The organism is Thiomonas sp. DCM-2 (assembly GCF_056820905.1).
Window position 1 is genome coordinate 1,526,711 of record NZ_CM165962.1, and the last position, 25,108, is coordinate 1,551,818.

A 25,108-nucleotide genomic window follows, 5' to 3' on the forward strand; every position below is an offset into this window, starting at 1 on the left:
CCATGCTGAACACCACATTGATCGTCACCCGCGTGCCCGCGCAATCCGGCGACGCGCGGAAGATCTTTGCGCCTGCCGGGGTGCAGGTGCTCGACTTTCCGCTGCAGCACATCGGCCCGCCGCCGGATTTGCCGCGGTTCCACGCCGCGTTGGCAGCGTTGCCGCAGACCGATCTGGCCGTGCCTGTCAGCCCCACGGCGGTGGCTGCGGTGTTTGCCGCACTGCCTGGGCCGTGGCCCGCGCGTTGCGCCATCGGCGTCGTGGGCGAAGGCAGCCTGCGTGCAGTGCGCCGCGCGCTTGCGGCGCAGCCCGACGACCTTCCGTGGCCGCGGCTGATCGCGCCCGACACCCGCGAGGAACCGCCTGGCGAGGGCGATTCGGACGCCCTGTGGAGCGCCCTGCAGCTTGCATTCGCGCCGGGGCCGGTGGCGTCGTTCCCGTGGGCGGGGCGATCTGTGCAGATTTTCCGCGGAGGCCCGGGCCGCGACCTGCTCGCGCGCAGGCTCGAGGAAGCCGGAGCGAAGGTCAAGATCATCGAGGCCTACAGCCGTCTGGCCCCCGAGTTCAATGCCCAGACCGTCGTGCAACTGCACGCTGCGCTGGGCAGTGGCGGCTGGTGGCTGTTTTCATCTTCCGAGGCGGTGCGCAATCTGCAGGGACTGCTGGCGCAGGCTGCAATTGCCCCGGCGCTGCTGCAGCAGCAGCGCGCGCTGGCCATCCACCCGCGCATTGCCCAAACCCTGCGCGAGGCCGGATTTGGCCTGGTGGAGCTGACCAGCGCGCCGCCCGAGGCGGTGCTTTCCACCCTGCGGCGCCTGTCAACTCCTAGAATGCCTTCATGACCGAGCTCGACACCCGCCCTGACGCACAGCCCCCGGCAGCAGAGCTTGCTCAGGCGGCCAGACAAGCGCCTGATTCGGCGCCACCCACGCCGCCGCGCGCAGTGCAAAAGCCAGAGCCTGCGGCATTGCCCGCTGCGCGCTGGGTCTGGCCGGTGCTCATTGCCCTCGTCGCGGCGCTGGTGGCGATGGCGTGGTGGCTCAACAGCCGCCTGTATGCCACGCAGTCTGAAATTGCGCAGCGCCTGCAGGCCGCAACGACCAACTCCATCGAGGCCAAGACTCTGACCAAGCAGGCCAGCGACTCGGTGCGTGACCTGACGGCGCGCATTGCCGTGCTCGAATCGCGCCAGCAAGACTTTGCCGCGCAGCGGCAGGCGCTGGAAACCCTGTACGAAGACTTTGCCAAGAGCCGCGATCAGGCGCGCCTGTCCGAAACCGGGCAGCTCATCGCGCTGGCGCAGCAGCAGGCGCAGCTCATCGGCAATGTGCAGCCGCTGATTGCCACGCTGCAAAGCGCCGATGTGCGGCTGGCGCGCTCGCCCAACCCCAAGGCGCAAATCCTGCGCCGCGCGGTGCAGGCCGATCTCACCCGGCTGCGCAGCGCGGTCACGCCCGACATCGCTGCCGCGGCGCACAAGCTCAACGACCTGGCCGCGCTGGTGGATGAATTGCGTCTGGTGTCTTCCGCCGCACCGCTGCAGACCGGCCATGCAGCCACGCAGCCCCCGGTGCAAACGGCTTCTGCCGCGCTGCCCGGGCCACGCTGGGCGCCCTGGCTGGGCGCCTGGTTCGAGCGCTTTCGCGCCAGTCTGGTGCAGCTCTTTGGCATCACCCGCGTCGGCTCGCGCGATGCCTTGCTGGCCTCGCCGCAGCAGGGCGAGTTCCTGCGCGAAAACCTCAAGCTGCGCATCCTCAACGCGCGTCTCGATCTGCTGTCGCGCAATGCCGTGGCCTACCGCAGCGACATGGCCGGCATCACCCAGGCGCTGAACACCTATTTCGACCGGCGCCAGCCGCGCATGGTGCAGGCGCTGTCCCTGGCACGGCAGGCCGCGCAGCTCGATCTGTCGGCCAATCCGGCAGCCAATCTGGAGTCGCTGGCGGTTCTCTCCACCCTGGACACCGGAGCGCCCTGATGCGCTGGCTCGTCTGGATCCTGGTTCTGGCTGTCGCCGCCGTGCTGCTGGCGCTGGGCTCCACCCTGAATTCGGGCAATGTGGCGGTGCTGCTTCCGCCCTGGCGGGTGGATGTGTCGCTGAACTTCGCGCTGCTGTTGTTGCTGCTGGCGTTTGTCGCGTTCTACCTGGCGTTGCGCGGCCTGTCGCTGTTGTTCGGCATGCCGCGTGCCGCGGCCGAGTTTCGTGCGCGGCGGCGCCTGCGGCTGGCGGCGCAGGCCCTGCACAACGGCATGTCCGACTACTTTGGGGGACGTTTTCGCCGTGCCGAGCGTGCAGCGCAGCGCGCTGCCGAGTTCACCGACTTTGCTCCTGCCGCGCTGCTGACCGCGGCACAGTCGGCGCAGCAACTCCAGGCCTATGACCGGCGCGACGCCTATCTCGCCCAATTGCCGCAGGACGCGCGCGACGCCGCCGTGCTGCTGCAGGCGCAATGGCAGCTCGACTCCAAGCAACCGCGCGAAGCCCTGTCGCTGCTGCAGACCCTGCCCGCCGGGGTGCGGCGGCGCACCCATGCCCTGCGCATCGAGTTGCAGGCCGCGCGCAAGATCAACGACCACGCCGACGTGCTGCGCCTGGCGCGCACCCTGCTCAAGCACGGTGCGCTGCATCCCGCGGCAGCGCAGGCCATGCTGCACACCGCGGCCACCGGACTGCTGCGTCAGGCCGGCGACGATCCGCAGGCCCTGCGCAGCACCTGGAACAAGCTGACCGCGCAGGAGCGCGCCGAACCGGCGCTGGTCGTGGCGGCGGCGCGCGGCTTTGCCGCGGCTGGCGCGCTGGATGAGGCGCGGCAGTTGCTCATCGTCGCGCTCAACCGCCCGCAGGCTGAACCCGCGCTGTTCATGCCCACCCTGCGCGGCATGCTGCAGGGCATCGATGCCGGCTTCGTTTCGCAGGCAGAGCAGTGGATGGGACGCTGGCCGCAAGAGGCGCAGGCCCTGTATCTGGCCGGTGCGGCCTGCGCTGAACTGCAGCTCTGGGGCAAGGCGCAGCAATCTCTGCAAAAGGCCATCCAGGCCTGCGGCGAGGACGAGCGGCGGCTGCGCGGCCAGATCCACGCGGCGCTGGCGCACTTGCTCGAAGGCATCGAGCGCGAAGATCAGGCGCAACGCCACTGGCGCGCTGCGGCGATCGATCTGGCGGCAATCGAGCCGCAGAATAAAAACGCCTGAGCCCGCACGGGCCGGGTTTCGGACACGGAGACACCATGCGCTATCTCACCGTCGATCAGGTGATCGGCAACACCCCTCTGGTGCAACTGCAGCGCGTGCCTGGCGCCGAGAACACACGGCGCGGCAATGTCATTCTGGGCAAGCTCGAAGGCAACAATCCGGCGGGATCGGTGAAGGACCGCGCGGCGCTGTCGATGATTCGCCGCGCCCAGGAGCGCGGCACCATCAAGCCCGGCGATACGCTGATCGAGGCCACCTCGGGCAACACCGGCATTGCGCTGGCAATGGCTGCAGCCATTCTGGGCTACCGCATGATTCTCATCATGCCGGAAAACCTGAGCATCGAACGCGCCCAGACCATGAAGGCCTTTGGCGCCGAACTGCTCCTCACCCCCAAGACCGGCGGCATGGAATATGCCCGCGATCTGGCCGAGCAGATGCAGCGCGACGGCAAGGGACTGGTGCTCGACCAGTTTGCCAATGCCGACAATCCGCGCGCCCACTTCGAGACCACGGGACCCGAGATCTGGCGCGATACCGAAGGGCGCATCACGCATTTCGTCAGTGCCATGGGCACGACCGGCACCATCACCGGCGTGTCCCGCTACCTCAAGGAGCAGAACCCGTCCGTGCAGATCATCGGCGCGCAACCGGAAGAAGGCTCCAGCATTCCTGGTATCCGCAAATGGCCGCAGGAGTACCTGCCCAGGATTTACGAGCCGCAGCGCGTGGACCGGCTGGAATATGTGAGCCAGACCGCCGCCGAAAACATGGCGCGCAGGCTCGCGCGTGAGGAGGGGCTGTTCTGCGGCATCAGTGCGGCGGGCGCTGCGGAAGTGGCGCTGCGCATTGCCCGCGAGGTGGAGAACGCCACCATCGTGTTCATCGTCTGCGACCGGGGCGACCGCTATCTGAGCACCGGGGTGTTTCCGGCCTGAACGGCTCCTCTCCGAAGCGCAGCCTTGCGGGGTCAGCCTTGTTGCGTGGGCTTGTGCGGCGTGCTGCTGGCATGCACAGTCGGCATCTGCGCCACGCCCTGATCCGGAACGCCGTCCGCGCCGGGGCGGAACACCTGGCCATAGCCCAGACTGAAGCCGATCCCCAGACAAACGAGAAGCAGAATGCCGAGGCCTGTCAGATAGATTTTGGTTCCCATGATGCGCACTTGCGTGTTGGTCGATGGATGTCCCGAAATTAGTTGCTGCAACGCAGCACGCAAGGCGGAATCACCAAGGGTCACAAGGAATACCTTTTGACAAGATCGTTCAGGCAACACAGGGCTGTTCTCCGCTTTCGTTCCATGACACCGTCTCTTGCCCAATGGCGTCGCAACCAAGGGATCGGCATGGCGCTTGGTGCCGCCCTGCTGTTTGGCGCCAGCACGCCGCTTGCCAAGCTGCTTGATCTCGGCTCCGGCATCGTGCTGGCCAGCGTGCGTGCATTTCGTGCATTGCGGCACGGGGCGGAGTCGTCGCCGCCATGCCCATGTCCACGTGGCCTTGCGCCATGATCACCCGCATGCCCCGGACGCGCACCATCGTCACCGGCACGTCTGATTGTGGTTGGCCCTGCCGGGCGTGTGGTTAAACTACCCCTTTGCGTTGCATGGCTGCAGCCCACTGCGAACGTCAGGTCATCCCGGGCCGACGCTCCCAAACTGTCCGGGAGATCCTGTCTGAGCAATCCACCATGGTCATTGCGGAGCAAGACGGCGTGCCGTCGCTGGACATCTTGTTTGATCACATGGCCGACGCGGTGTATCTGCTCGACCCGGAGTCCTCCCATATTCTGTGGTGCAACCGCGCTGCCTACGCCGACCTCGGACTCGCCGCGCAGGAGGTGCTCAACCACTCGGTGCTCAGCCTGCAGAAGGATGTCACCGGGCTGCCGCAGTGGTCGGACATCGCCCAGGTCATTCGCGCTTCAGACTGCTACACCTTTGTCGGACGTCATCGTCATGCCGATGGTGGCGAGATGCCGGTCGAAGTCAACACCACGCATTTTGCGTGGGGCGGGCGCAATTACTTCCTCTCCGTGGCGCGCAACATCAGCAAGCGCCTGACACTCGACCCCCAGACCAGCACCCGCGACGAGCGCCTGCGCTTCGCGCTGAACCAGGCCATGGATGGCCTGTGGGACTGGGACGTGGTCAGCGGCGCGGTGTATTTCAGCCCGCAACTCAAGCGCATGCTGGGTTATGGCCCGGACGAGATGACGCCGCATGTCGACACCTGGGCCCACAACATCCACCCGGATGACCGCGATCAGGTGATGTCGCTGATCGACCAGCATCTGCGCGGCCGGCTGATGCGCTTCGAGGCCGAATACCGCCTGCGCAACCGCAACGGCCATGACGTCTGGGTGCACGACCGCGGCCAGATCTGCGAACGCGATGCGCAGGGTCAGCCCACGCGCATGGTCGGCATGGTGCAGAACGTCACCGACCGCAAGCTGCTCGAACTGCGGCTGGAAAAGATGGCCAGCATCGACGATCTGACACAACTTCCCAACCGCCGCGCCGGCATGGCGATGTTGGCGCACCAGGTGGAGCTGGCGCAGCGCGGCGGGCTTCCCCTGTGTGTCGGCGTGCTCGACATCGACGCCTTCAAGGCTGTCAACGACCAGTTCGGCCATGCCAAGGGCGACGCGGTGCTGCACCAGGTGGCCACCCTGCTGCGCCAGACCCTGCGTCCCTGTGACTATGTGTACCGCTCGGGTGGTGAAGAGTTCATCCTGCTGCTGCCCGACGTGCAGCCCGAGACCGCCTTTGCCATCGCGGCAGACATTCACGCGGCGCTGGAGAGCAAGGACTGGGAGGCCGATCTGGGAATGGACGCGCTGACCGTGAGCATCGGGCTGGCCTGTTTTCCCTTGCAGACCCCGGCTGGCAAGCTGCTCGATCTGGCCGATCTGGCCCTGTACCGGGCCAAGGAGCAGGGCCGCAACCGCACCTGTGGCCCGCACGACACCGTGCAGCATGCACAGGCACAAGGCCGCCAACAGGCGCTGTGATCCATCGCCGAGCGTCAGCACATTGCGCGATGTGCCGCAGGCGGGGCTGTGATCGATGCGGATCGCGCAGCCACAGCGCGTGCCGCGGCGTGCCGCGCCAGGTGGTGCGCGGCGGCTTTTCCTTAACCCCCACTGGAGGGGGCGGGCGCTGAGCCGACCCTGGGGGCGCTCAAAACGCCATCATGCCGGCATTGTCCTGGGGGCGGACGCTGGCTTCAACCCAGATGCCAGGCCAGCGCCAGCAGGGTGATCAGCAGCACGGGCGTGGTGAGGATGAGGCCCACCCGCATGTAATAACCCCAGCCGATGTGCATGCCCTTGCGGTCGAGCACGTGCAGCCACAGCAGCGTGGCCAGGCTGCCGATGGGGGTGAACTTGGGGCCGAGATCGCAGCCGATGACATGCGCGTAGATCATGGCCTCGCGCACCGCCGGGTCCAGCCCCTGCGCGTGATGAATGCCCAGCGCGCCGATCAGGGTCATGGGCAGGTTGTTCATCACCGACGACAGCATGGCGCTGATGACCCCCGTGCCCACAGCTGCGGCCAGCACGCCATGCTGGCCGATGGCTTGCAACACCAGCGCCAGATTGGCTGTGAGCCCGGCGTTGCGCAGGCCATAGACCACGAGGTACATGCCCAGAGAGAACAGCACGATCTGCCACGGCGCGTGCCGGATCACGCTGCGCACGTCGATCTGCGCGCCCTGTCCGCCGCGCCACCAACGGCCGGCCAGAGCCAGCATCAACACCGCGGCCAGCCCGGTGACCACCGATACCGGCACGGCATACGCCGCAGTGACAAAGTAGGCCACCAGCAGCACCGCGAGCGTCGGAAAGGTCCAGCGAAACACCAGCGGGTCCTTGATCGCGCTGGCCGGGGTGTCGAGTCTGGCCAGGTCGTACTGCTGCGGGATGTCGCGGCGGAAGTAGACGTAGAGCACCAGCAGCGTGGCCGCGAGCGCCACCAGATCCACCGGCACCATCACTGCGGCATACCGATCGAAGGGAATCTCGAAATACCCCGCAGTGACGATGTTGACCAGGTTGGAGATCACCAGCGGCAGCGAGGTGGTGTCGGCGACGAAGCCGCAGGCCATGACGAAGGCCATCGCCGCTGCCGGCCCGAAGCCCAGTGCCAGCAGCATGGCCAGCACGATGGGGGTGAGGATGAGCGCGGCGCCGTCGTTGGCGAAAAGCGCCGAGATCACCGCACCCAGCAGCACGATCAGCGGAAACAGCAGCCGCCCGCGCCCGCCACCCCAGCGTGCCACGTGCAGCGCGGCCCAGTGGAAGAAGCCGGCTTCATCGAGGATGAGCGAGATGATGATCAGGCCGACAAAGGTGAAGGTGGCATCCCAGATGATGTGCCACACCACCGGGATGTCGGCGAAGTGGATCACACCGGTGGCCAGCGCCAGCGCCGCGCCGCCCAGGGCGCTGTAGCCGATGCCCAGCCCGCGCGGCTGCCAGATGACAAAAATGAGGGTGACGATGAAGATCAGCAGGGCGGCAAGCATGCGGGCAGCGAAGTGCAGGGGGAGAAAAAACAAGGCGGCAGATCGCAGAGACTGCCGCCGTATGCGCCAGCCCCAGGGGCCAGACGAGATCGGTGAGACTTTACTTGCTTGTCATGGCAAGCGGCTCTTGCGCGCACTGCTCTGGCAGGGGCATGACCGGAATCTTGCCGATCGCGGTGATTTCCTGCTTGATCGCGGCTTCGTCGAGCTTGTCCAGCGGCAGGCTCACGAATGCGCGCACGCGGCACATGATCTGGCGGAAGATGGTCTGAAACACGCGGCGCTTCTCTTCGTCGCTGCCCTGCGCCGCGGCGGGGTCTTCGAAGCCCCAGTGCGCAGTCAGCGGATGTCCGGGCCAGATCGGGCAGACTTCACCTGCCGCCTTGTCGCACACGGTGAACACGAAGTCCATCACGGGCGCACCAGGGACGGAGAACTCGTCCCAGCTCTTGCTGCGCAGTGTGTCGGTGGGGTAGCCGATGGACTTGAGCTGCGCGATGGCAAACGGGTTGACCACCCCGCCCGGATGACTGCCTGCGCTGTAGGCCTTGAACCGACCCTTGCCCAGCACATTGATGAGCCCCTCCGCCATGATGGAGCGGGCAGAATTTCCAGTGCACAGCACCAGCACGTTGTAGACCTTGTTGTCCATGAAGACTCCTCGAGTTGAAATTCAGCAGCAGGATGATTTGGCTGGTTTGCCGCCAGTCGCTGTGCCACAGCAGGCGGCGCTGCCGCGCCCGTTCGCGACCGCAGCTGACGCTGCGGCCGTTGGCACGCAGCAGCCTGCGCCCTGTGCGGCATCATTGAACATGGGAATCGTGTCCAGGGTGTGATAGGTCTCCCAGGCGATTCCCACCGGGTCGTTGACCCAGTATTTGTCGGAGCGGGCATAGCAGCAGGCGGTGCCGAGTTCGGCGATTGCCTCGGTATCGGTGGCCTCGACGCGCTGCTGCATGTCCAGCAGTTCGGCGTCGCTCTCCACCTGGATGCCGAGATGGTTCAGCCCGGGCGCGGCGCCGCGCTGCGAAATGGCGAAATTCACTCGCGGATCGTCGAGCATCCACTTGGCGTAATCGGGCTTGCGCACCGTGGGCTCGGCGGCGAACAGGGTGGAATAGAAGCGAATGGCGTCGTCCAGCGCGGGCACGCTGAGGTGGACATGGAAGCGTTTCATGGGGTGATGTCCTCTGGTTGGGCTGCGGGCGCCGTGGCGCAAGCGGCGCCACTTGGGCTGCAGGGGTTGCCGCCGCAGCAGTTGTCGGTGAGAAAGCCGATCAGCGCGTTCATGGTGTCAAAGCGCGCGGTATAGATCACGAACCGCCCGTCCTGCCGCGACTCGACCAGATCGGCATGGGCGAGTTCCTTCAGATGAAACGACAGCGACGACGGCACCATGCCGGTCAACTCGGCAATGCGCCCCGCCGCCAGCCCCGCAGGTCCGGCTTGCACCAGGGTGCGGAACACACGTAGGCGCGAATCTTGGGACAGGGCGGCGAGGGCGAGTAAAGCGGCTTTCGTTTCCATTATTCAAAGTTTATCGAAATGTCGAAATGAGTCAAGGCCATTTTTGAAGGGGCATCTTCTTTCAGTGCAGCACGGATGAACAGAGCGCTTGACTTCGAGTGCGCTCCAACTTTTAGCATTGCCGCCATGAAGACATCAAACCTATCCGTCAGCGCAATGGGCGCTGTGACCGGTCTCTCGCCGCATGCCCTGCGCTACTACGAAAAAATCGGCGTCCTCCGCCCCGTCGCCCGGGCCGCGAACGGTCACCGGCGGTACAACAAAAATGATGTGGCATGGATCGAATTCGTCCTGCGGCTGAAGCACACGGGAATGCCGCTCGCCCAGATCCGCGAGTACGCCAGGCTGAGAGCGCAGGGCGATGGCACCATCGCTCCCCGTCTGCATGTGCTGGAACAGCACCGCGACAACCTGATCGAGCGCATCGCCGATCTGCAGAAGAACCTCGATGCCATCGACTCCAAGATCGTGCGGTATCGCAGCGCGCTGGAGCACACACCCACACCCGTTTCCACACAGCGAAGGACGCACCATGCAAACAAGTGAACGGTATCAACGCGGCTGGTCCAAATTGCGTGAGATCGACGGCGAGGCGGGTGAAAACGTCATCCGATCACTCGGCGCCATCGCCCCGGACTTCGCGCACTATCTGATCGAATTTCCATTCGGGGACATTTATTCCAGGCCCGGTCTGGACTTGAAGTCTCGGGAAATCGCCGTTGTCGCGGCGTTGACCGCTCTGGGCAATGCGCAGCCGCAACTCAAGGTGCACATCAACGGCGCGCTCAATGTGGGCTGCACGCCGGTCGAAGTGGTGGAGGTCATCATGCAAATGGCGGTTTACGCCGGTTTTCCCGCAGCACTCAATGGACTGTTTGCGGCGCAGGAAGTCTTCCAGCAGCGCGGCATCGCCTTGCCTTTGCCACCAGAAGCCGCTGTGTAAAAGGGTCGCGCCCGGCTTCTGCCTTATGCGCTGCCGATCAGAATGCCCGCTGCGAACACCAGCGCGCCGCCGACCACGACCTGCAGCATGGCCATGCCAAACGAGGCGTCCATGTAGCGCTTGCGGATCCAGGCGATGACCACCAGTTCGATGGCGACCACCATGAAAGCCAGCGTGGTGGCGAGGTGGAACTGCGGGATGAGGTAGGGCAGGGTGTGACCCAGTCCGCCCAGCGCGGTCATCAGCCCGGTGACACCGCCGCGCAGCCACGGGCTGCCGCGTCCTGTGAGCGAGCCGTCGTCGGACATGGCTTCGGCAAACGCCATGCTGATGCCGGCGCCGATCGCTGCGGCCAGGCCGACCAGAAATGTCGCCCAGGTGTCGTGGGTGGCAAAGGCCGCTGCGAACAGCGGTGCCAGGGTGGAGACCGAGCCGTCCATCAGGCCGGCCAGGCCCGGCTGGACGAACTGCAGCACGAAGGCGCGGCGCTGGGTCTCGCGTTCGGTATGAATGGTCTGGGGGGTGATGAACCTGTTACCCAGTGACTCGGCCTTTTGCTCATGCACGGCCTCCGCCGCAGCCAGATCGCCCAGCAACTCGCGGATGCCGGCCTCGGTCGCCTGCCGCGCGGCCTTGGCATAGAACATGCGCGATTCGGCCTCCATGATCTCGGCCTGGGCGCGAAACTTGTCGAGATCGATGGGCTGCACCAGCCAAAGCGGCTTGCGCTCGATGAAGCCGCGCACGTCCTGGCGGCGGATCAACGGGATCTGCTCGCCAAAGCGCTTTCGGTACAGCTCGAGCAGGCGGTGACGGTGGGTGTTTTCCTCGGCCGCCATGCCGCGGAACAGCGCGGCGGTGTCGGGATAGTCGGCATGCAGCGCCTGGGCGTATTGGCTGTAGATGCGCGCGTCGTCTTCTTCGAGCGAGATGGCCAGTGCAAGCAACTGTTGCTCGGTGAGTCTGGAAAATTCCAGTGTGGCGGTATTGCGCGCCAGGCCCGGCATGGCAAACAACGCGGTCAGATTCATGGCATCTCCATCATGGGAATCCCTGCCATTGTCCGCAGGAAAACGAACGCCTGCAAAGTGGCTCTTAGAATCGGCGCAATAGATTTCATCGATGGAGACCCGAGTGGAACACCCCGTGATTGATGTCGACCTGGATACCCGCGGACTGAACTGCCCGTTGCCCATCCTCAAGGCCAAAAAGGCGCTCGCGCAGATGCAGAGCGGCCAGGTGCTGCGCGTGGTGTCCACCGACGGCGGTTCAGTCAAGGACTTTCAGGCCTTTGCCCGCCAGACGGGAAACACCATGGTCGAGCAGAAGACCGAGGGCGGCGAGTACCACCACATTCTTCGGCGGCGCTGAGCAGCAGCGCGCAGTGCCGTTCACCGCGAGCGTGTTTCGCAGCGCAACGGATCACCGGCCCGCGCTCAGTCGCCGTTGCGCAGGCCTTGGATGTACTCGCTGAATTCCGGGCCGGTTTCCGGGTGGGTCATGCCGAGTTGCACCGTGGCTTCGAGGTAGCCGAGCTTGCTGCCGCAGTCAAAGCGGCGGCCAGCGTAGCGGTAGGCATAGACGGCCTCTTCGCGCAGCAGCGCTGAAATGCCGTCGGTGAGCTGGATTTCCCCGCCGGCGCCAGGCTTGCCGTGGCGCAGATGATGAAACACGCGCGGGCTGAGGATGTAGCGGCCAACCACGGCCTGGGTCGACGGGGCGACTTCAGGTGCGGGTTTTTCCACGATGCCAGTCAGTGAGGTCAGACCCGGGGTGATTTCCTGGCCACTGACAATGCCGTAGCGCTTGGTGTGTTCGCGCGGCACGTCCTCGGTGGCAATGACGCTGCGGCCGTGGCGGTTGTGAATGTCCACCATCTGCGCCATCACCGGCGGCGTGCCCACCAGCAGGTCGTCGGCAAGGATGACGGCAAATGGCTCGTCGCCCACCAGGCGCTCGGCGCACAGCACGGCGGCGCCCAGGCCGTTGGCCACTGGCTGGCGCACGAACACGCACTGCACACTGTCGGGCTTGACGCTGCGCACCATGTCGAGCAGGGTTTGCTTGCCGGCGGCCTCGAGTTCGTGCTCCAGCTCATAGGCCGTGTCGAAATGGTCTTCGATGGCCCGCTTGTGGCGGCCGGTCACGAAGATCATCTCGGTGATGCCCGCAGCAAAAGCCTCCTCGACGGCATACTGGATCAGTGGCTTGTCCACCACGGGCATCATTTCTTTCGGGGTGGCTTTGGTCGCGGGCAGAAACCGCGTGCCAAGGCCTGCGACAGGGAAGACGGCTTTGGTGATGGTCGGAGGCATGGTGGTCATCAAGGGCAAAGGAATGGCATCGATGCTAACAAGGGAATGTGAGAGAGCGCAGCGCAGCAAGCCAATGGAAACGGGTGGGGTGCTGTGCGGGTTGCCTCAGCCGGGCCTGCGGGGTTTGTAGCCCGCAGCGAGAATGCGCGTCCACACGGCGCGCTTTTCGGCGGGGCTCATTTCCACCCAGCGGCCCACTTCGACCGCAGTGCGCAGGCAGCCTCGGCAGACATCGTCAAAGCCCGTGGAGCAGACGCCGACGCAGGGTGTGTCGGACGCATCCTGGGCGTCTGGCAACGTGTTGTTCATGCGGCTGCGCCTTGGATTGCGAGCGTTCCACTGCGCCCGGCAACACGGCCAAGGCCGACGCGGTGATGCGGCAGGGCGGACAGATCCAGCGTGTCGGCATACCCGCGCAGGGTGGTGCAGAGCAGGCCTGCCGCCTTCCAGCCTTGCAGCAGCCGATCGAACACCGGAGCGAGCTGGCCGCCTTCGAGTTCCGCATGCAGGGTGTAGACATGGTCGCGGCCATCGCAGCTCAGGCGCAGCAGATGATCGGCGACGTTGTCGGCAGTCAGGCCGTCCACGCCGATCAGTTCGTCGAGCGTCGGCAGCGTGGTGGGCAACTGCGGCACAGACAATGTGCGGCCTTGCACCACGGGCAGAAAGGGGTGGTTGCCACGCCCATCGGAGGCCAGTGTGAAGCCCATTTCCTGCTCCAGAGAATAGGCGGCCTCGTTCATCTGCCAGCCGGCGGCGCCGTGCACACGCGGTGGGGCGTCGAAAATCTCGGCATAGCGGTCGGCGGCCAGCTGGAGCTGGCGGCGGGTCCAGTCGGCATCCTTGCGCACCACGGCGTCTTGCCACAGGATGTGGTCCCAGGTGTGGACGCCGGTTTCATGGCCTGCGCGCCGGGTATCGCGCATTGGTGCGGCCGCGCGCCGGCCGATGTCCGGCCCGGGCAGCAGGGTGCCATACAGCAGGGTTTTCAGGCCGTAGTGGCTTGTGACCGAAGTGCGCTGCACCTTGGCGAGAAAACCGGGACGAAACACGCGTTTGAGCGCCCGCCCGGTATGGTCTGGGCCGAGGCTGAACAGGAACGTCGCGCGCCGCTGATGCCTGTCGAGCAGCCGCAACAGCGAAGGCACGCCTTCGAGGGTGCCGCGCAGGGTGTCAACATCGATCTTGAGCGCAATGGTGGGCATGGAATACGGCAGACGTGGCAGTCGGGGAGACAGGCCGACATCGTAGAGGACTTGACCTGACACAGCCCGACAGCGCGGGGTGTCTGCTTCAATGCTTCAGAGCGGTGTCTTTGCACCTGGAGGAATACACATGCACGCCTTGTTTTCAACCTGTGATCTGTGCGATGCGCACCGCGATGCCTTGCATAGCGATGTGCTGCGCGTGCTGCCGCCGGTGTTTCGGTCTTACGGCAAGATCACCCGCTTTCGCGGTCAGATCGCCACCGTGCAATGCCGCGACGACAACGCGCTGGTGCGCGCAGTGCTCGAGACCGCGGGGCTGGCGCGGGTGCTGGTGGTCGATGGGGCCGCATCGATGAAGCGCGCACTGCTCGGCGGCAACCTTGCCGCGCTGGCCAATCGCAACGGCTGGGCTGGCGTGCTGATCAACGGCTGTGTGCGCGATGTCAGCGAGATTCAGCAGGTGCCCATTGGCGTGCTGGCGCTGGCCTCCATTCCTGCCCCGCCGGACAAGCACGGCAAGGGCATGACGGAAGCCGTGGTAAGCATTCAGGACGTGATCGTGCGGCCCGGAGAATGGCTCTATGCCGACGAGGACGGGGTGATCGTCAGCCGCGAGCCCCTCGGGCTCGCGCTTTGAGGCGCCTCAGGTCAGGACGCGGCGCCGCGCCAGAGGCGGATTGGTGTCGAGATAGGCGCGCAGACCCTCGAAAATGGCGCGCGCAATCTGCTTGCGATAGGCCGGAGTCTGCAGCCGCGCCTCTTCTTCCGGGTTGCTGATGAAGGCGGTTTCCACCAGCATCGACGGAATGGTGGGCGACTTGAGCACCGCAAATCCGGCCTGCTGCACCTGCTTGGAGTGCAGGTGCACCAGCTCCCCCATCTTGCTCAGGGTCGGGCGTGCCATTTTCAGGCTGGCGTTGATCTTCGCTGTGGTGGACATGTCGAGCAACACCTTGGCCACCTGGTAGCTGCGCGAATTGATGTCGATGCCGCCAATGGCGTCGGCCGCGTTTTCGCGCTGCGCCATCAGCCGCGCTTCCACACTGGAGGCGCCACCATCCGACAGGCAATACACCGACGCGCCGCGCGCCTCCGGCGTGAACCAGCCATCGGCATGGATGGAGGTGAACAGGTCGGCGTTGGCCGACTGCGCCTTTTCCACGCGCGTCCACAGCGGAACGAAGTAGTCGCTGTCGCGCGTCATCATCACCCGCATGTTCGGGGTATTCATCGCCAGGTCGCGCAGGTGGTGGGCGATGAGCAGCACCACATCCTTTTCATGCACCCCGCTGGGCCCGGTGGCGCCGGGGTCTTCACCGCCATGGCCGGGGTCGATGGCCAGCAGCACGCTGTGGAAGTTGCGCCGATCGCGGCGCACCGGGTCGGCGCGCTGGGCAGGCGTGTTGTCGGCGAGCACTTGCGGAGACTGCGGCGCGGTTTGCGGATCGTCAAGCTCGCTGCGGTGCTTGCGGATCCAGTCGCCGAGCGAATCCTGCTGCCCGGTCTGGGCCTGCGCCACGGTCTGCGGTGGCGCGGCCGCGCCGGTGAGGCGATCCCGCTCCAGCGCCTCCTGCTGCTGCATGAAGGCCATCAGCCGGTCGCCGGAATGCGCAGGGTACAGGTCGAATACCAGCCGGTTCTGGTAGGCCGCCACCGGCAGCAGGCTGAACACCTGGGGCTTGACCGCCTGTTTCAGATCGATCACCAGCCGCACGACATCGGGCTTGTACTGGCCGACGCGCACATCCTTGATGAACGGGTCATCCGACTTCACCTTGCCCGCGAGCTCGCGCAACTGGTTGTCGAGCTGCAGGCCCTGAATGTCCACTACCAGCCGGGGCGGATCGGACAGCACCTGATGCGTGGCGCTCAGGGGGCCGTCGGACTCCAGGGTCAGCCGGGTGTATTCCGGCGCGGGCCAGACGCGAATGGACATCAGCGTGGCCCCGCGCGCGAGCATGGGCGTGGTCAGCAGCAGCGCCAGGCTGGACGATTGCACGAGAAAGCGGCGGCGTGGCGAGGTCATTCTTCAACTCCTGCTCAAAAGCCGGGGCTGCAGGAGCCAACCACGGCATCAGCCGGAATTCAGTCGCTCCGGCAAGGCGCGTAACACGTTCGATCCCACTTCGGTTGCAGCCTGGACGACGCAACGACGTTCTTCACCCACCGGCTCCAGATGCACAGCCAGATCGGCGGCAGGCAGCATGCCTTGCGCACGTTGCGGCCACTCGACCAGACTGATTCCTGGTCCGCCAATCACATCGCGCAGCCCAGAGTCTTCCCATTCCTGGGGGTCAGAAAATCGATAAAGATCAATGTGATAGGCAGTAGTCCGAAGAGTTCCCTTCAATTGTAGGTCGGGAATGTCGACCGTGTACTCCTCCACCAGGCTGAAACTTGGGCTTTTGATGCGGCCCTGCACACCCAATGCCCGCAGAAAGGCGCGGGCGAAGGTGGTTTTCCCTGCGCCGAGATCGCCTTCAAGGGTCATGAGCAGGCGAGGGCAAGGGTGTTGCGTCCACGCCAATGCCAGGGCCTGCGCCAGTGCGTGGGTGGCGGATTCGTCGGCGAGCAGCAGATCCAGGGCGGCAAGGGGCATGGCGGGTTTCTAGAATGGTCAGGATGGAGCAACGCAGCGCATCGACCGAATACCTGCAGACGCTGGTGCAAGACATCAAACAGCAAGGCAGAGCGCTGGGATTCTCGCAAATCCGCATCAGCGGCGTGGAACTGCCCGAGGCCGAGGCGCCGCTGCTTGCGTGGCTGGCCGCCGGGCATCATGGCGACATGGGCTACATGGCGCGGCATGGCCTCAAGCGCGCCCGGCCTGGAGAACTGGTGCCAGGAACGCTGCGCGTCATCACAGCGCGCATGGACTATCTGCCGCGCCACGCACAGCCGGATTGGCGCGATGCGGAGTGGCGGCAATTGGCGCAGCCGACTGCCGCAACCGTCTCGCTCTACGCCAGAGGGCGCGACTACCACAAGGTGCTGCGCGCACGACTGCAACAGTTGGCTGACTTCATCGCGGCGCGGATCGAGCCGGGGGTTGTACGCGTCTTTACCGACTCCGCCCCGGTGCTTGAAGTGGAACTGGCCGCGCGCGCCGGTCTGGGCTGGCGCGGAAAGCACACCCTGCTGCTCAACCGCGATGGCGGGTCGATGTTCTTTCTCGGAGAAATCTTCATCGGCCTGCCACTGCCAGTGGATGCACCGGTGAGCGCGCACTGCGGCAGCTGTACCCGGTGCATCACCGTGTGCCCGACCCAGGCCATCCTCGGCCCCGAACAGCTCGATGCCCGTCGCTGCATTTCCTACCTTACCATCGAACACGCTGGGCCCATTCCCGTGGAACTGCGCCCCCTGATGGGCAACCGAATCTACGGCTGCGACGACTGTCAGCTGATCTGCCCCTGGAACCGCTATGCCCAGCGGAGCACCCTGCCGGATTTCAATCCGCGTCAAGGACTCGATCAAGCCGGCCTGCTGGAACTGTGGGACTGGACCGAAGCGCAGTTTCTTCAGCGCACCGAGGGCAGTGCCATCCGCCGCATCGGCTTTGTTCGCTGGCAGCGCAATCTGGCGGTCGCCATTGGCAACGGCCTGCGTGCAAACCCCGACCCGGCCTGGTGCCAGAACGCCAGGCTCGCTTTGCACCGCATGGTTCCAGCCGCGAGTGTGCTGCTGCGCGAGCACATCGAGTGGGCCCTGTCACAGGGCGAAGACAGGCAACCTGCCGCAAGCCGGTAGAATGCAGAGTTTCGTCGGGGCGTAGCGCAGCCTGGTAGCGCATCTGCTTTGGGAGCAGAGGGTCGGAGGTTCGAATCCTCTCGCCCCGACCATTACACAGCCTTGGCGCGTTGCGCATGGGGTGGCATCGAAGCATGCACAGGTTTCGGCAATACTGCTGGTCCTCACGGTGTTGATCCGCGCAGGCTTCACCGATCTGCCCGTAGCTCAGTTGGATAGAGCAACGGCCTTCTAAGCCGTAGGCCACTGGTTCGAATCCAGTCGGGCAGGCCAGAAAAACTACGATAAAACAAGACTTTACCGATGTGTTTTGCCTGCAACAGACTCGGCGCCGCTGCGCTTGAGCTGGCTCCGATTTTTTTCGACACGAATTTGGGGTTCAATCGTGTCTGAAGAAGGAGCTGTGAAATGCTGAATGAATGGAAGGTGGAAGGGGTTGCGCTGGGCGCGCTGGAAGGAGCGCGTAGCGCGAGTGCAAGCGCGCCCAGCGCGGCGGCCGAGGTCAAGCGCTGGTCGGCTGGGCGTAAGAAGCAGGTCGTGCTGCGCCTGCTGCGCGGCGAATCCGTAGATGCCCTGTCGCGCGAACTGGGCGTGCCCATCTTTCGGCTGCAAGCGTGGCAAGAGCGGGCGCTGGCCGGCATCGATGCCGGCCTCAAAGAGCGTGAAGACGATCCGGTTGAAAAACAGCTCGACGAGGCCAGGCGGCGCATCGGCGAGCTGGTCATGGAAGTGGAGATTTTGCAGAATGAAAGGCGGGCCAAACGCCCTTTGGTCGGCAGGAGGTCGTCGCGATGAGCCGCCAGACCTGCGCGGGCACCGGCAAGCCCTACGGCCTGCAACGCGTCTGCCGTGTGCTCGAATTCCCCCGCTCGACGATCTATGCCCAGCACAGGCGGCAAACGGCCAAGCTTGTGCCGCTGCATCCGGCGCGACGCGGGACCAGGCCCAAGGTGTCGGATGCCGATCTTTTGGCCGCTATCCGGGCCGATCTGGCCACCTCGCCTTTCACCGGCGAGGGGCACCGCAAGGTCTGGGCGCGGCTGCGCGTTCTGTGCAGCATTCGTGTATCGCGAGCGCGGGTGCTGCGCCTCATGCGCGAGAACCAGTTGCTCTCGCCGCATCGCCAGCCCCGAGGCACACCGAATCTGCATGACGGCACCATCACCACGAATCGCCCGAATCAGATGTGGGGCACCGACGGCATTCGTATCCAGACCATGGATGAGGGCTGGGCCTGGGTGTTCTCGGCGGTCGATCATTTCGATGCCTGCTGCGTGGGCATCCATGTGGCGAAGATCGGCAGCCGCTTCGCGGCCTTGCAGCCCATCTCCCAGGGTCTGCTGGCCGAGTTTGGCACCACCGGCGCCGATGCCGGACGCGGGCTGACCCTACGCATGGACAATGGCACGCAATACACCGCCGAGGACTTCCTCAACCAGGTCAAGTTCTGGGGTATTGCGCCAAGCTTCGCGTTTGTCGCCCAACCCCAGACCAATGGTGTTGCCGAGCGCTTCAACCGCACACTCAAGGAGCAGGTCATTCACGGTCGCGTCTTCAAAAACGTCGAGGCGGTGCGTGCCGCCGTGACCGCGTTCAGAGACCACTACAACCGCCATTGGCGTCTTGAAAAACTGGGCTTCATGTCACCCCTCGAAGCCCGTCAGGCTTATGCTGCGCTCAAGGCGGCCTGAGTTGCAAAACCGTGTCCAATCAATCCGAGCCGGTACACTTGTCAGGCCCGCAACTTGACGATGATTGATCCCGCCTTGAGCTTGTCCAGGTAGTCCGCCCATGCCTGCATCATCTCCCGGCGCTGCTGCACAAACTCGGTTCTGTTGTAGGCGCGGCCGAGTGCATCAGGAACGCTGTGCGCCAGCTGGGCCTCGATGACCCGATCATCAAACCCCAAGCGCTCGGCAAGCATCGTGCGAGCCGATGCCCGGAATCCGTGCGCCGTTGCCTCAAACCCCATGCGCTTGAGCGCGGACAGCACGGCGATTTCAGAGTAAGCGTTCAGCCAGCGGCGTGATTGCGCTCGAGCTATTGGGTGGGTAGATGCAGCAGCATCAGGCAGCAGTCTTCACGCGTCGGGCAGTGCGCCGCTGCACCGCCTTGGTGGTGTGCGATGGGCATACTGCTGCGACGCACTCGGTGAGGTTCACCGCTGCCAGAAGCATGAACTTGATCGCATCGGTTTTCACGTCCAGCAGGTCGTGATCCTGCAGGCGGCTGTAGACGAACGCCAGCAGGTTGGGCTCGGCGTGGGAGTCGATCTGCTGCTGCAGCGCCTGCGCCTGCTGCAGCGTGGTCAAGCCGTCGAGGAAGAGCATCTTCGCCACGAGGCGGTCGAGGCAGCGATCTTGCAGATCCTCGCAGACCATCGGCCATGCATGTCCGCTGATCTTCATCGCCTGGTACACCACGAAGAGGATGTTGAGGATAATCTCGACCTGCTCCAGCCTGGCGCCCAGGCGCGGCAGGACCAGCACACTGGCAAGCAGCGTGGGCTGGTGCGCATGGATCTCGTCGGCGAGCGCCTCGCGCGCGCGCAGATCCATGCGGTCGACGGTGAGGATCGCCTGGGCAACAATGCGCGTGGAGATCCGCTGCGTCATCGGGGCGCGGCCCTGTCCAGGTCCGAGCACAGCGGGTCCTGCCCGAAGTGCTGCGTCCACAGCCTGGGGGTGAGTTCGACCACCCGGGACTGGGGATGTCGGCCCACGCGCTGCAACACGTCGACCAGATAGGTGTACGGGTCGATACCCTGCAGCACGCAGGTGGCGATGAGGCTTTGCAGGATGCCCACATGGCGTGCGCCGACCTCGCTCCAGCAGAACAGCCAGTTGCGCCGCCCCATCGGGATCGGACGCAGCGCGCGCTCGATGTGGTTCGTGTCGATGGGCACCGCCGGGTCATCGATGAACACTGACAGCGCTGCCCGTCGCTCTCGCACGTAGGCCAGCGCTTTGGTCAACGGATTGCTCGGCAGCAGGCCCTGCTGCGCGAACTGCTGCTCGACCCAGGCGAAGAACGCCTGCACCCGCGCCCGGCTGTGGGTGGCGCGATGCGCCAGCTTGGCCGCACCCTCCCACCCGGCGGCGCGGATCTCGGCCTCGATACGGTACAGCGCGGTGATGTGCTGCAAGGCTTGCGTGGCCGCCCGCGGCTCGGCGTCTTGCGCCTCGAAGAACAGGCGCCGCGCGTGCGCCCAGCACTGCGCGTGGGTGACTCCGGTCTGCCTCGCATAGCGGGCATAGGCCGCGTAGCCATCGCTCAGCAGCACCGTGCCACTGGGCAACTGTCCAAGAACTTGGCTCACATGCTCATGGCGGCGCGAGGCGAAGTGGGGGAAGCACACCTCGTCGTGCTCGCCATACACCGGCCAGAAGTACGTGCCCTTCATCTTCCCCGGCCCGGCGCGGCCGGCCTTGATCGGGGTCTCGTCCATCGTGATCACATGCCCGCCCAGGATCGAGGCCAGCTGCGCATCCACGATGGGCTCGAGCAGCGCCGCAGTCTGCTGCATGAGCTGGGTCAACCAGGCCCGGCTGAGCTTGAAGCCGGCATCGGCCAGCCGCTGATGCTGGCGGTACAGCGGCAGGTGGTAGCGGAACTTGTCCACCGCCATGCCGGCGACGAAACTCACGTCGGCGCGGCTGCCCTCGAACACGCTGGCCGGCGCCGGCGCGCAGTGCAGGGTCGCGGTGTCGAGCCGCTTGATCACCGGGCGCACGTACTTGAGCGCCACATAGGCGCCCGGGCGCTGCGCCAGGCGGTAGCTGACCTTCTCGCCGATGACCTCGTACTCCTCGGCACGCAACCCCTGCGCCTGGGCGCACGGCAGGTGGATGACCTGCACCTCGACCCGCTCGGCGTCGAAGAACGCCGTCGCGTCCTGGTCGCCAGCACAATCTGTCGTGCGTGCGCGCCGCGTGTGCCCGGCCACTTGGCGTCCAGCCTCGGGGGCTTGTGGCGGGATCGGCAGATCACCCAGAATCTGGCCGAGATGAAGTTGCTGCGCATCGGCCACGCTCTGCAGCCGTTCGCTCTTGCTGCCGAAGATCTGTCGCCTGAACCACGCCAGTTGCCGCTGCTGCTCAACGATGGTCTGCGCTTGCGATTGCAGCAACCGCACGAGAGCCTCAACCGCCATGCCCGCCACGATCTGGGCGGTATAGGTCTGCACTTGAGCGGGGTCTGCACGCATGAAAGCATTGTGCCCATGGCAAAGCCCGAAGGGAATCGGGCTTTGCCACATTGCAAAACCCGTTATCGCCACTCCACGTGTCGATGCCGCTTGAACTGCCGCGTCACCTGCAGCCCCTCGAGCAGGAGCTTGAGCGCGGTGAAGTCGATCTCGGCGCTGCGCTGCCCGCCCCAGTCGCGCACAAAGCGGCCGGCCTCCAGCCGTTTGCTCCACACGCACCAGCCGCTGCGATCGAAGTACAGCACCTTGATCTGGTCAGCCCGACGGTTCGCGAACACGAACAGATGCCCGCCCAGCGGGTCGACCTCAAAGCCCTGGCGCGCCAGCGCGTACAGCCCGTCGTAGGACTTGCGCATGTCGGCAGGCTGCCCATACAAGAAGACCCGGATGCGCCCCTCAGGAAAGAACATCAGCGGCGCACCAGATGCAGGCTCATGCCGCCGCCCAGGTCCAGCCGCAACTCCATGGGCGCATGCATGCCGCCGGTACCGACTTCGCCCAACTCGATGAACCCCGCGGCACGCTGCTCCATACGCCCAGTCTTGGCCGTCACGGGCGCAGCCTTCACCTTGCCCGACAGCCGCTCACGCCAGCGCCGATAGCTGCTCACACACACTCGCTCCTGCCGACAAAAGCTCTTGAGCGTCAGCCCCGAGGCCGGGAAACGCTCAATCACGTCGCGCCAGCACGCCTCGTCCAGGTGCCGCCGCCGCTTGACCTCGGCCACCTCTGCCGCGTCGTTCTCCATCTCGAATGTCTCCTCATCCCTGCGATGGGAAACATTCTTCGTGGGATCCGAAACGAACGAAAGAACGCCGCTGGCTTACCGGTTACATTTCAGAGATCGGGCGGTGATAGCTGCGCGGAGAGGGAAACACCCATTCGCTGCGCCCCGATAGCGGGTAAATCTCCCGCAGCAACTCCACGGCCTGCCTGGCCAGCGGTACAAGGTGCGGCTGACCGCTGATCTTCTCTTGCTTGGTGCGCTTCATGCGATCAGGCGGGATCGTCCACAGAGCGCCGTCCAGGTCGATCTCAGTAAGCGGCTAGCGAACCCGTCTTGACGTCGATCCGGCCCGCGAGGTTGTGTATCAGGCGGTGTGCGACGTCGGGGCCGAGGAGGCCCCGACCCATCGATGTGGCAGCAGTTCCTGGAGCCGACGATTTGGCCAGGTCGGTAATTTGGCGAACACGTCGCGCAGGTAGGCCCAGGGATCGAGGCCGCACAGCTTGGCCGATTCGATCAGGGTCATGAGCGCTGCGGCGCGCTCGCCAGCTTGGCGCGATCCGACGAACAGCCAGTTCTTGCGACCCAGCGCAATCGGCCGCACGGCGCGCTCGGCAGCGTTATTGTCGATGGGCACCAGGGCGTCGGTGGCGAACACGCCCAGTGCCGTCCACCGCCCCAGGGCGTAGTCGATCGCCCGCGCGGTGGCGTCAGCCCGGGCCAGCCGCGGCCGCTGTTCGATCATCCAGACATGCAACGCGTCCAACCGCGGCCGGGTCTCCTGGCGGCGTCGCCGCAATCGCTCGTCGGGATCGAGGTCGCGGATGTCCTGCTCGATGCGGTAGAGCTCGCCAATGCGCTCCAGGGCCTGGGCGGCCAGGGCGCTGCCGGTGAGCTTGTGCGCCTCGAAGAACTTGCGCCGCGCGTGCGCCCAGCATCCCGCTTCACGGATGGCGCCGTCGGCGAACAGCGCCTTGTAGCCGCTGAAGTCGTCCACCACCAGCGTGCCTGACCAGCCGCACAGGAATTCACGCGCGTGCACACCGCCGCGGCTGCTGCGGTAGTCGTAGACCACCAGCGGCTGCTGGGCGCTGCGATAGACCCACATGTAGTCGCCCCTGCAAAATTCGTTTTCCGTTCCCCAACCGGACGGAACGCCACCCCATGAGACGGCCGCGTCGGGATTGGGGCGGCGAGCCCACAGTCTCAGGCCAGTGCCCAAGCGGGGCCGCGGGCGGGCGGTGAGGCGCCCATCGCCCGCGCACCCCCCAGCGCCTGGCGCAGCAGGCGCAAAAAAACCGGGCCCAGGCCCAGACGGACGATGGCGCGCAGCAGCCATTTGATGTTGTAGCCCGCCGCGCAGCTCAGGGCGTGCAGCGCATCGCCCAGCGCCCCCTTGAGCCAGCAGCGATCCAGGCGGTGATCGGCCTTCAAGTGTCCGATGGCCGGCTCTACCGCCGAGCGGCGGCGCAGCCAGGTGCGCTGCTGTGCAGTCAGGCGCTTGAACTTGCCGCGGTGCAGGATGTGCCGGCCCGGGTTGTCGGCATCCACCCCGCGAAAGCCCAGATCGACGACGACATGTTGGATGGTCACGGCCCAGTCCTGCATCAGAATGGTGGCCTGTTCCAGTGCCGCATGCAGGATGTGGCCGTCATAGGGATTGCCGGGGAAGGTGCGCGCCCCCAGCATCAGCCCCTGCTGGTGCGAGACCACCACGGCCGTCTTCACCCCAAACTCGTAGGGCTTGCGCGCCTTGCCCTTGCCGATGCACTCCACCTCCGGGGCATGCAGGGCGTAGAGTTTGTTCTTGTCTTTGGGTTGCTGCGTGCGCACGGCTTCAGCCCGGGCCATCCACTCCTGGAGCGCAGCCAGCGCTTTGGGGGAAGACGGGACAAAGTCCGCCGCCTGAAGCGTGCGCTGCACCGCGCGCAGCACAATCCCCAGGATCGTGCGCTGGCGTTTGATCACGCGCTGCAGACGCCGCAATTGCTTGGCGTGGGCATAGCCTGCCGCCTTGAAGCGCAAGGCCTTGCCTTCCTTGGCGTAGGTCTGCTTGAGGGGGATGCCTGCTTGTTTGGCGCTGCGCACCACCTTGTGGCGGGCGATCTCCAGCAGGCGGCTGTCGGTGGGGTGGGCGATGGCCTTCTCCTGCACGGTGGTGTCGACGATCACCCGCTGCAGCTCCTGGGGCTGCACGGCGCGGGTGGCCACAGCCGTGTCGATGGTGGCCTTGAGGAGTTCTTCCAGGCCGTCTTCCCCCAAGGCGCAGCGAAACCTCCCGACCTGGGTCGCGTCGCACGGCAGGCGGTGTTCAAAGTACGCCTGGCCCGAGAAGAACTGCCACAGCACGTTCTCGCTCCAGCGCACGACCAGTTCCTCATCGCTGACGTTGAAGGTGTGCTTCAGATACAGCAGGCTGATCATCAGCCGCAGGGGCAGCCGTGGACGACCCGCAGCACTGGCGCCTGCACCCACAAGTGCCTGATTGGGGCCGAACAGGTCCATGCCTTCGACCACGGTGCCTGCGCGCACTTGGCGCGCAAACTTCTCGGCAATGGCCGCCTCCAGTTGCGCCCAGGGCAGTCGTGTGGCCAGCACCGCCAGCGGGTCGCCCAGGTTGATCATCGCGTCGATGCGGCTGCGGAAAAAGTCGGGCGTTGCCATCCAGAAATCCCTCAGAAAATCGCCTCCACCATAACGTTTCTCAAGG

29 protein-coding genes, 2 tRNA genes and 2 pseudogenes are annotated in these 25,108 nt (G+C 65.4%); 14 read left to right on the forward strand and 19 right to left on the reverse strand.

Features of this window, described 5'->3' with window-relative positions; genetic code table 11:
* Positions 1 to 2 precede the first annotated feature (2 nt).
* From AC1ZQA_RS07345 to cysM, 4 genes are read left to right on the forward strand one after another with little or no spacing between them, the layout of a single operon-like run.
* On the forward strand, positions 3 to 842 hold the full coding sequence (locus AC1ZQA_RS07345; RefSeq protein ID WP_482679145.1) for a uroporphyrinogen-III synthase: 840 nt from the start codon (positions 3 to 5) through the stop codon (positions 840 to 842).
* Positions 839 to 1,978 carry a uroporphyrinogen-III C-methyltransferase gene (locus tag AC1ZQA_RS07350; protein ID WP_482679146.1) on the forward strand — a complete coding sequence of 380 codons (1,140 nt, stop codon included), beginning with the start codon at positions 839 to 841 and terminating at the stop codon, positions 1,976 to 1,978. Before AC1ZQA_RS07345 ends, AC1ZQA_RS07350 begins: the two co-directional genes overlap by 4 nt.
* Positions 1,978 to 3,192 (forward strand): heme biosynthesis HemY N-terminal domain-containing protein, encoded by a 1,215-nt coding sequence (locus tag AC1ZQA_RS07355; protein ID WP_482679147.1) that lies wholly within the window; start codon positions 1,978 to 1,980, stop codon positions 3,190 to 3,192. Before AC1ZQA_RS07350 ends, AC1ZQA_RS07355 begins: the two co-directional genes overlap by 1 nt.
* 35 nt (positions 3,193 to 3,227) lie before the next feature.
* Positions 3,228 to 4,130, forward strand: a complete 903-nt coding sequence (gene cysM, locus AC1ZQA_RS07360) for a cysteine synthase CysM (protein WP_482679148.1) — start codon at positions 3,228 to 3,230, stop codon at positions 4,128 to 4,130.
* A gap of 32 nt (positions 4,131 to 4,162) precedes the next feature.
* Here cysM and AC1ZQA_RS07365 read toward each other — a convergent pair whose 3' ends face one another.
* Complete coding sequence (locus AC1ZQA_RS07365; protein ID WP_482679149.1) at positions 4,163 to 4,651, reverse strand: hypothetical protein; 489 nt, start codon at positions 4,649 to 4,651, stop codon at positions 4,163 to 4,165.
* A gap of 230 nt (positions 4,652 to 4,881) precedes the next feature.
* Here AC1ZQA_RS07365 and AC1ZQA_RS07370 point away from each other — a divergent pair, with 230 nt between their 5' ends.
* Positions 4,882 to 6,204 carry a sensor domain-containing diguanylate cyclase gene (locus AC1ZQA_RS07370; RefSeq protein WP_482679150.1) on the forward strand — a complete coding sequence of 441 codons (1,323 nt, stop codon included), beginning with the start codon at positions 4,882 to 4,884 and terminating at the stop codon, positions 6,202 to 6,204.
* A 215-nt stretch (positions 6,205 to 6,419) separates the two neighbouring features.
* On the opposite strand, the gene AC1ZQA_RS07375 is transcribed toward AC1ZQA_RS07370, so the two are convergent.
* From AC1ZQA_RS07375 to AC1ZQA_RS07390, 4 genes are all read right to left on the reverse strand, one after another.
* The gene (locus AC1ZQA_RS07375) at positions 6,420 to 7,721 is read right to left on the reverse strand and encodes an arsenic transporter (protein ID WP_482679291.1); all 1,302 of its coding nucleotides are present in this window, start codon (positions 7,719 to 7,721) and stop codon (positions 6,420 to 6,422) included.
* A gap of 100 nt (positions 7,722 to 7,821) precedes the next feature.
* Complete coding sequence (locus AC1ZQA_RS07380) at positions 7,822 to 8,373, reverse strand: arsenate reductase ArsC (protein ID WP_482679151.1); 552 nt, start codon at positions 8,371 to 8,373, stop codon at positions 7,822 to 7,824.
* Between the two features lie 21 nt (positions 8,374 to 8,394).
* The gene (locus tag AC1ZQA_RS07385; RefSeq protein ID WP_482679152.1) at positions 8,395 to 8,898 is read right to left on the reverse strand and encodes an ArsI/CadI family heavy metal resistance metalloenzyme; all 504 of its coding nucleotides are present in this window, start codon (positions 8,896 to 8,898) and stop codon (positions 8,395 to 8,397) included.
* Positions 8,895 to 9,248 carry an ArsR/SmtB family transcription factor gene (locus AC1ZQA_RS07390; protein WP_482679153.1) on the reverse strand — a complete coding sequence of 118 codons (354 nt, stop codon included), beginning with the start codon at positions 9,246 to 9,248 and terminating at the stop codon, positions 8,895 to 8,897. Before AC1ZQA_RS07390 ends, AC1ZQA_RS07385 begins: the two co-directional genes overlap by 4 nt.
* A gap of 126 nt (positions 9,249 to 9,374) precedes the next feature.
* On the opposite strand from AC1ZQA_RS07390, the gene AC1ZQA_RS07395 reads away from it, so the two are divergent.
* Together AC1ZQA_RS07395 and AC1ZQA_RS07400 are read left to right on the forward strand one after the other, a co-directional pair.
* On the forward strand, positions 9,375 to 9,794 hold the full coding sequence (locus AC1ZQA_RS07395) for a MerR family transcriptional regulator (protein WP_482679154.1): 420 nt from the start codon (positions 9,375 to 9,377) through the stop codon (positions 9,792 to 9,794).
* Positions 9,781 to 10,191 carry a carboxymuconolactone decarboxylase family protein gene (locus AC1ZQA_RS07400; protein WP_482679155.1) on the forward strand — a complete coding sequence of 137 codons (411 nt, stop codon included), beginning with the start codon at positions 9,781 to 9,783 and terminating at the stop codon, positions 10,189 to 10,191. The genes AC1ZQA_RS07395 and AC1ZQA_RS07400 overlap by 14 nt, the downstream gene beginning before the upstream one ends.
* A 23-nt stretch (positions 10,192 to 10,214) precedes the next feature.
* Here the strand turns inward: AC1ZQA_RS07400 and mbfA are convergent, their stop codons facing one another.
* Positions 10,215 to 11,222 carry an iron exporter MbfA gene (gene mbfA / locus AC1ZQA_RS07405; protein ID WP_482679156.1) on the reverse strand — a complete coding sequence of 336 codons (1,008 nt, stop codon included), beginning with the start codon at positions 11,220 to 11,222 and terminating at the stop codon, positions 10,215 to 10,217.
* 91 nt (positions 11,223 to 11,313) lie between these two features.
* Here mbfA and AC1ZQA_RS07410 point away from each other — a divergent pair, with 91 nt between their 5' ends.
* Complete coding sequence (locus tag AC1ZQA_RS07410) at positions 11,314 to 11,562, forward strand: sulfurtransferase TusA family protein (protein WP_482679157.1); 249 nt, start codon at positions 11,314 to 11,316, stop codon at positions 11,560 to 11,562.
* A 65-nt stretch (positions 11,563 to 11,627) separates the two neighbouring features.
* On the opposite strand, the gene galU is transcribed toward AC1ZQA_RS07410, so the two are convergent.
* From galU to AC1ZQA_RS07425, 3 genes are all read right to left on the reverse strand, one after another.
* The gene (gene galU / locus AC1ZQA_RS07415) at positions 11,628 to 12,506 is read right to left on the reverse strand and encodes a UTP--glucose-1-phosphate uridylyltransferase GalU (protein WP_482679292.1); all 879 of its coding nucleotides are present in this window, start codon (positions 12,504 to 12,506) and stop codon (positions 11,628 to 11,630) included.
* Between the two features lie 105 nt (positions 12,507 to 12,611).
* Positions 12,612 to 12,815: a DUF1289 domain-containing protein gene (locus tag AC1ZQA_RS07420; protein ID WP_482679158.1), complete on the reverse strand. Its 204-nt coding sequence runs from the start codon at positions 12,813 to 12,815 to the stop codon at positions 12,612 to 12,614.
* The gene (locus AC1ZQA_RS07425) at positions 12,812 to 13,711 is read right to left on the reverse strand and encodes a polysaccharide deacetylase family protein (RefSeq protein ID WP_482679159.1); all 900 of its coding nucleotides are present in this window, start codon (positions 13,709 to 13,711) and stop codon (positions 12,812 to 12,814) included. Before AC1ZQA_RS07425 ends, AC1ZQA_RS07420 begins: the two co-directional genes overlap by 4 nt.
* 130 nt (positions 13,712 to 13,841) lie before the next feature.
* Here AC1ZQA_RS07425 and rraA point away from each other — a divergent pair, with 130 nt between their 5' ends.
* On the forward strand, positions 13,842 to 14,351 hold the full coding sequence (gene rraA, locus AC1ZQA_RS07430; protein WP_482679160.1) for a ribonuclease E activity regulator RraA: 510 nt from the start codon (positions 13,842 to 13,844) through the stop codon (positions 14,349 to 14,351).
* Positions 14,352 to 14,357: 6 nt separating this feature from the next.
* On the opposite strand, the gene AC1ZQA_RS07435 is transcribed toward rraA, so the two are convergent.
* Entirely contained in the window at positions 14,358 to 15,740 is a 1,383-nt protein-coding gene (locus tag AC1ZQA_RS07435) for an N-acetylmuramoyl-L-alanine amidase (RefSeq protein WP_482679161.1), read from the reverse strand.
* Positions 15,741 to 15,788: 48 nt separating this feature from the next.
* Positions 15,789 to 16,313, reverse strand: coding sequence for a tRNA (adenosine(37)-N6)-threonylcarbamoyltransferase complex ATPase subunit type 1 TsaE (tsaE, locus tag AC1ZQA_RS07440; RefSeq protein ID WP_482679162.1), 525 nt, complete (start codon positions 16,311 to 16,313; stop codon positions 15,789 to 15,791).
* Positions 16,314 to 16,336: 23 nt separating this feature from the next.
* On the opposite strand from tsaE, the gene queG reads away from it, so the two are divergent.
* The 5 genes from queG (at position 16,337) to AC1ZQA_RS07465 (ending at position 19,155) form a co-directional block, all read left to right on the forward strand.
* On the forward strand, positions 16,337 to 17,464 hold the full coding sequence (queG, locus tag AC1ZQA_RS07445) for a tRNA epoxyqueuosine(34) reductase QueG (protein ID WP_482679163.1): 1,128 nt from the start codon (positions 16,337 to 16,339) through the stop codon (positions 17,462 to 17,464).
* Positions 17,465 to 17,479: 15 nt separating this feature from the next.
* Positions 17,480 to 17,556: transfer RNA gene (locus tag AC1ZQA_RS07450), tRNA-Pro, on the forward strand.
* A 104-nt stretch (positions 17,557 to 17,660) separates the two neighbouring features.
* Positions 17,661 to 17,737: transfer RNA gene (locus tag AC1ZQA_RS07455), tRNA-Arg, on the forward strand.
* Between the two features lie 135 nt (positions 17,738 to 17,872).
* Entirely contained in the window at positions 17,873 to 18,259 is a 387-nt protein-coding gene (locus AC1ZQA_RS07460) for a transposase (protein WP_482679164.1), read from the forward strand.
* On the forward strand, positions 18,256 to 19,155 hold the full coding sequence (locus tag AC1ZQA_RS07465) for an IS3 family transposase (protein ID WP_482679165.1): 900 nt from the start codon (positions 18,256 to 18,258) through the stop codon (positions 19,153 to 19,155). Before AC1ZQA_RS07460 ends, AC1ZQA_RS07465 begins: the two co-directional genes overlap by 4 nt.
* 41 nt (positions 19,156 to 19,196) lie before the next feature.
* Here the strand turns inward: AC1ZQA_RS07465 and AC1ZQA_RS07470 are convergent.
* The 8 genes and pseudogenes from AC1ZQA_RS07470 to AC1ZQA_RS07505 all read right to left on the reverse strand — a co-directional run.
* Positions 19,197 to 19,469, reverse strand: a pseudogene (locus AC1ZQA_RS07470) (tyrosine-type recombinase/integrase); the annotation flags it as partial.
* A gap of 61 nt (positions 19,470 to 19,530) precedes the next feature.
* Positions 19,531 to 20,079 (reverse strand): hypothetical protein, encoded by a 549-nt coding sequence (locus tag AC1ZQA_RS07475; protein ID WP_482677032.1) that lies wholly within the window; start codon positions 20,077 to 20,079, stop codon positions 19,531 to 19,533.
* Entirely contained in the window at positions 20,076 to 21,671 is a 1,596-nt protein-coding gene (tnpC, locus tag AC1ZQA_RS07480) for an IS66 family transposase (protein WP_482676861.1), read from the reverse strand. The genes AC1ZQA_RS07475 and tnpC (AC1ZQA_RS07480) overlap by 4 nt, the downstream gene beginning before the upstream one ends.
* 62 nt (positions 21,672 to 21,733) lie before the next feature.
* Entirely contained in the window at positions 21,734 to 22,081 is a 348-nt protein-coding gene (gene tnpB, locus AC1ZQA_RS07485; RefSeq protein ID WP_482676862.1) for an IS66 family insertion sequence element accessory protein TnpB, read from the reverse strand.
* On the reverse strand, positions 22,081 to 22,419 hold the full coding sequence (gene tnpA, locus AC1ZQA_RS07490; protein WP_482676863.1) for an IS66 family insertion sequence element accessory protein TnpA: 339 nt from the start codon (positions 22,417 to 22,419) through the stop codon (positions 22,081 to 22,083). The genes tnpB and tnpA overlap by 1 nt, the downstream gene beginning before the upstream one ends.
* 82 nt (positions 22,420 to 22,501) lie before the next feature.
* Positions 22,502 to 22,663, reverse strand: coding sequence for a hypothetical protein (locus tag AC1ZQA_RS07495; RefSeq protein ID WP_482679166.1), 162 nt, complete (start codon positions 22,661 to 22,663; stop codon positions 22,502 to 22,504).
* Positions 22,664 to 22,762: 99 nt separating this feature from the next.
* Positions 22,763 to 23,509: pseudogene (gene tnpC / locus AC1ZQA_RS07500) on the reverse strand (IS66 family transposase); the annotation flags it as partial.
* A gap of 95 nt (positions 23,510 to 23,604) precedes the next feature.
* A complete protein-coding gene (locus AC1ZQA_RS07505; RefSeq protein WP_482679167.1) occupies positions 23,605 to 25,062 on the reverse strand; it encodes an IS5 family transposase in 1,458 nt (485 codons plus the stop codon).
* Between the last annotated feature and the right edge of the window lie 46 nt (positions 25,063 to 25,108).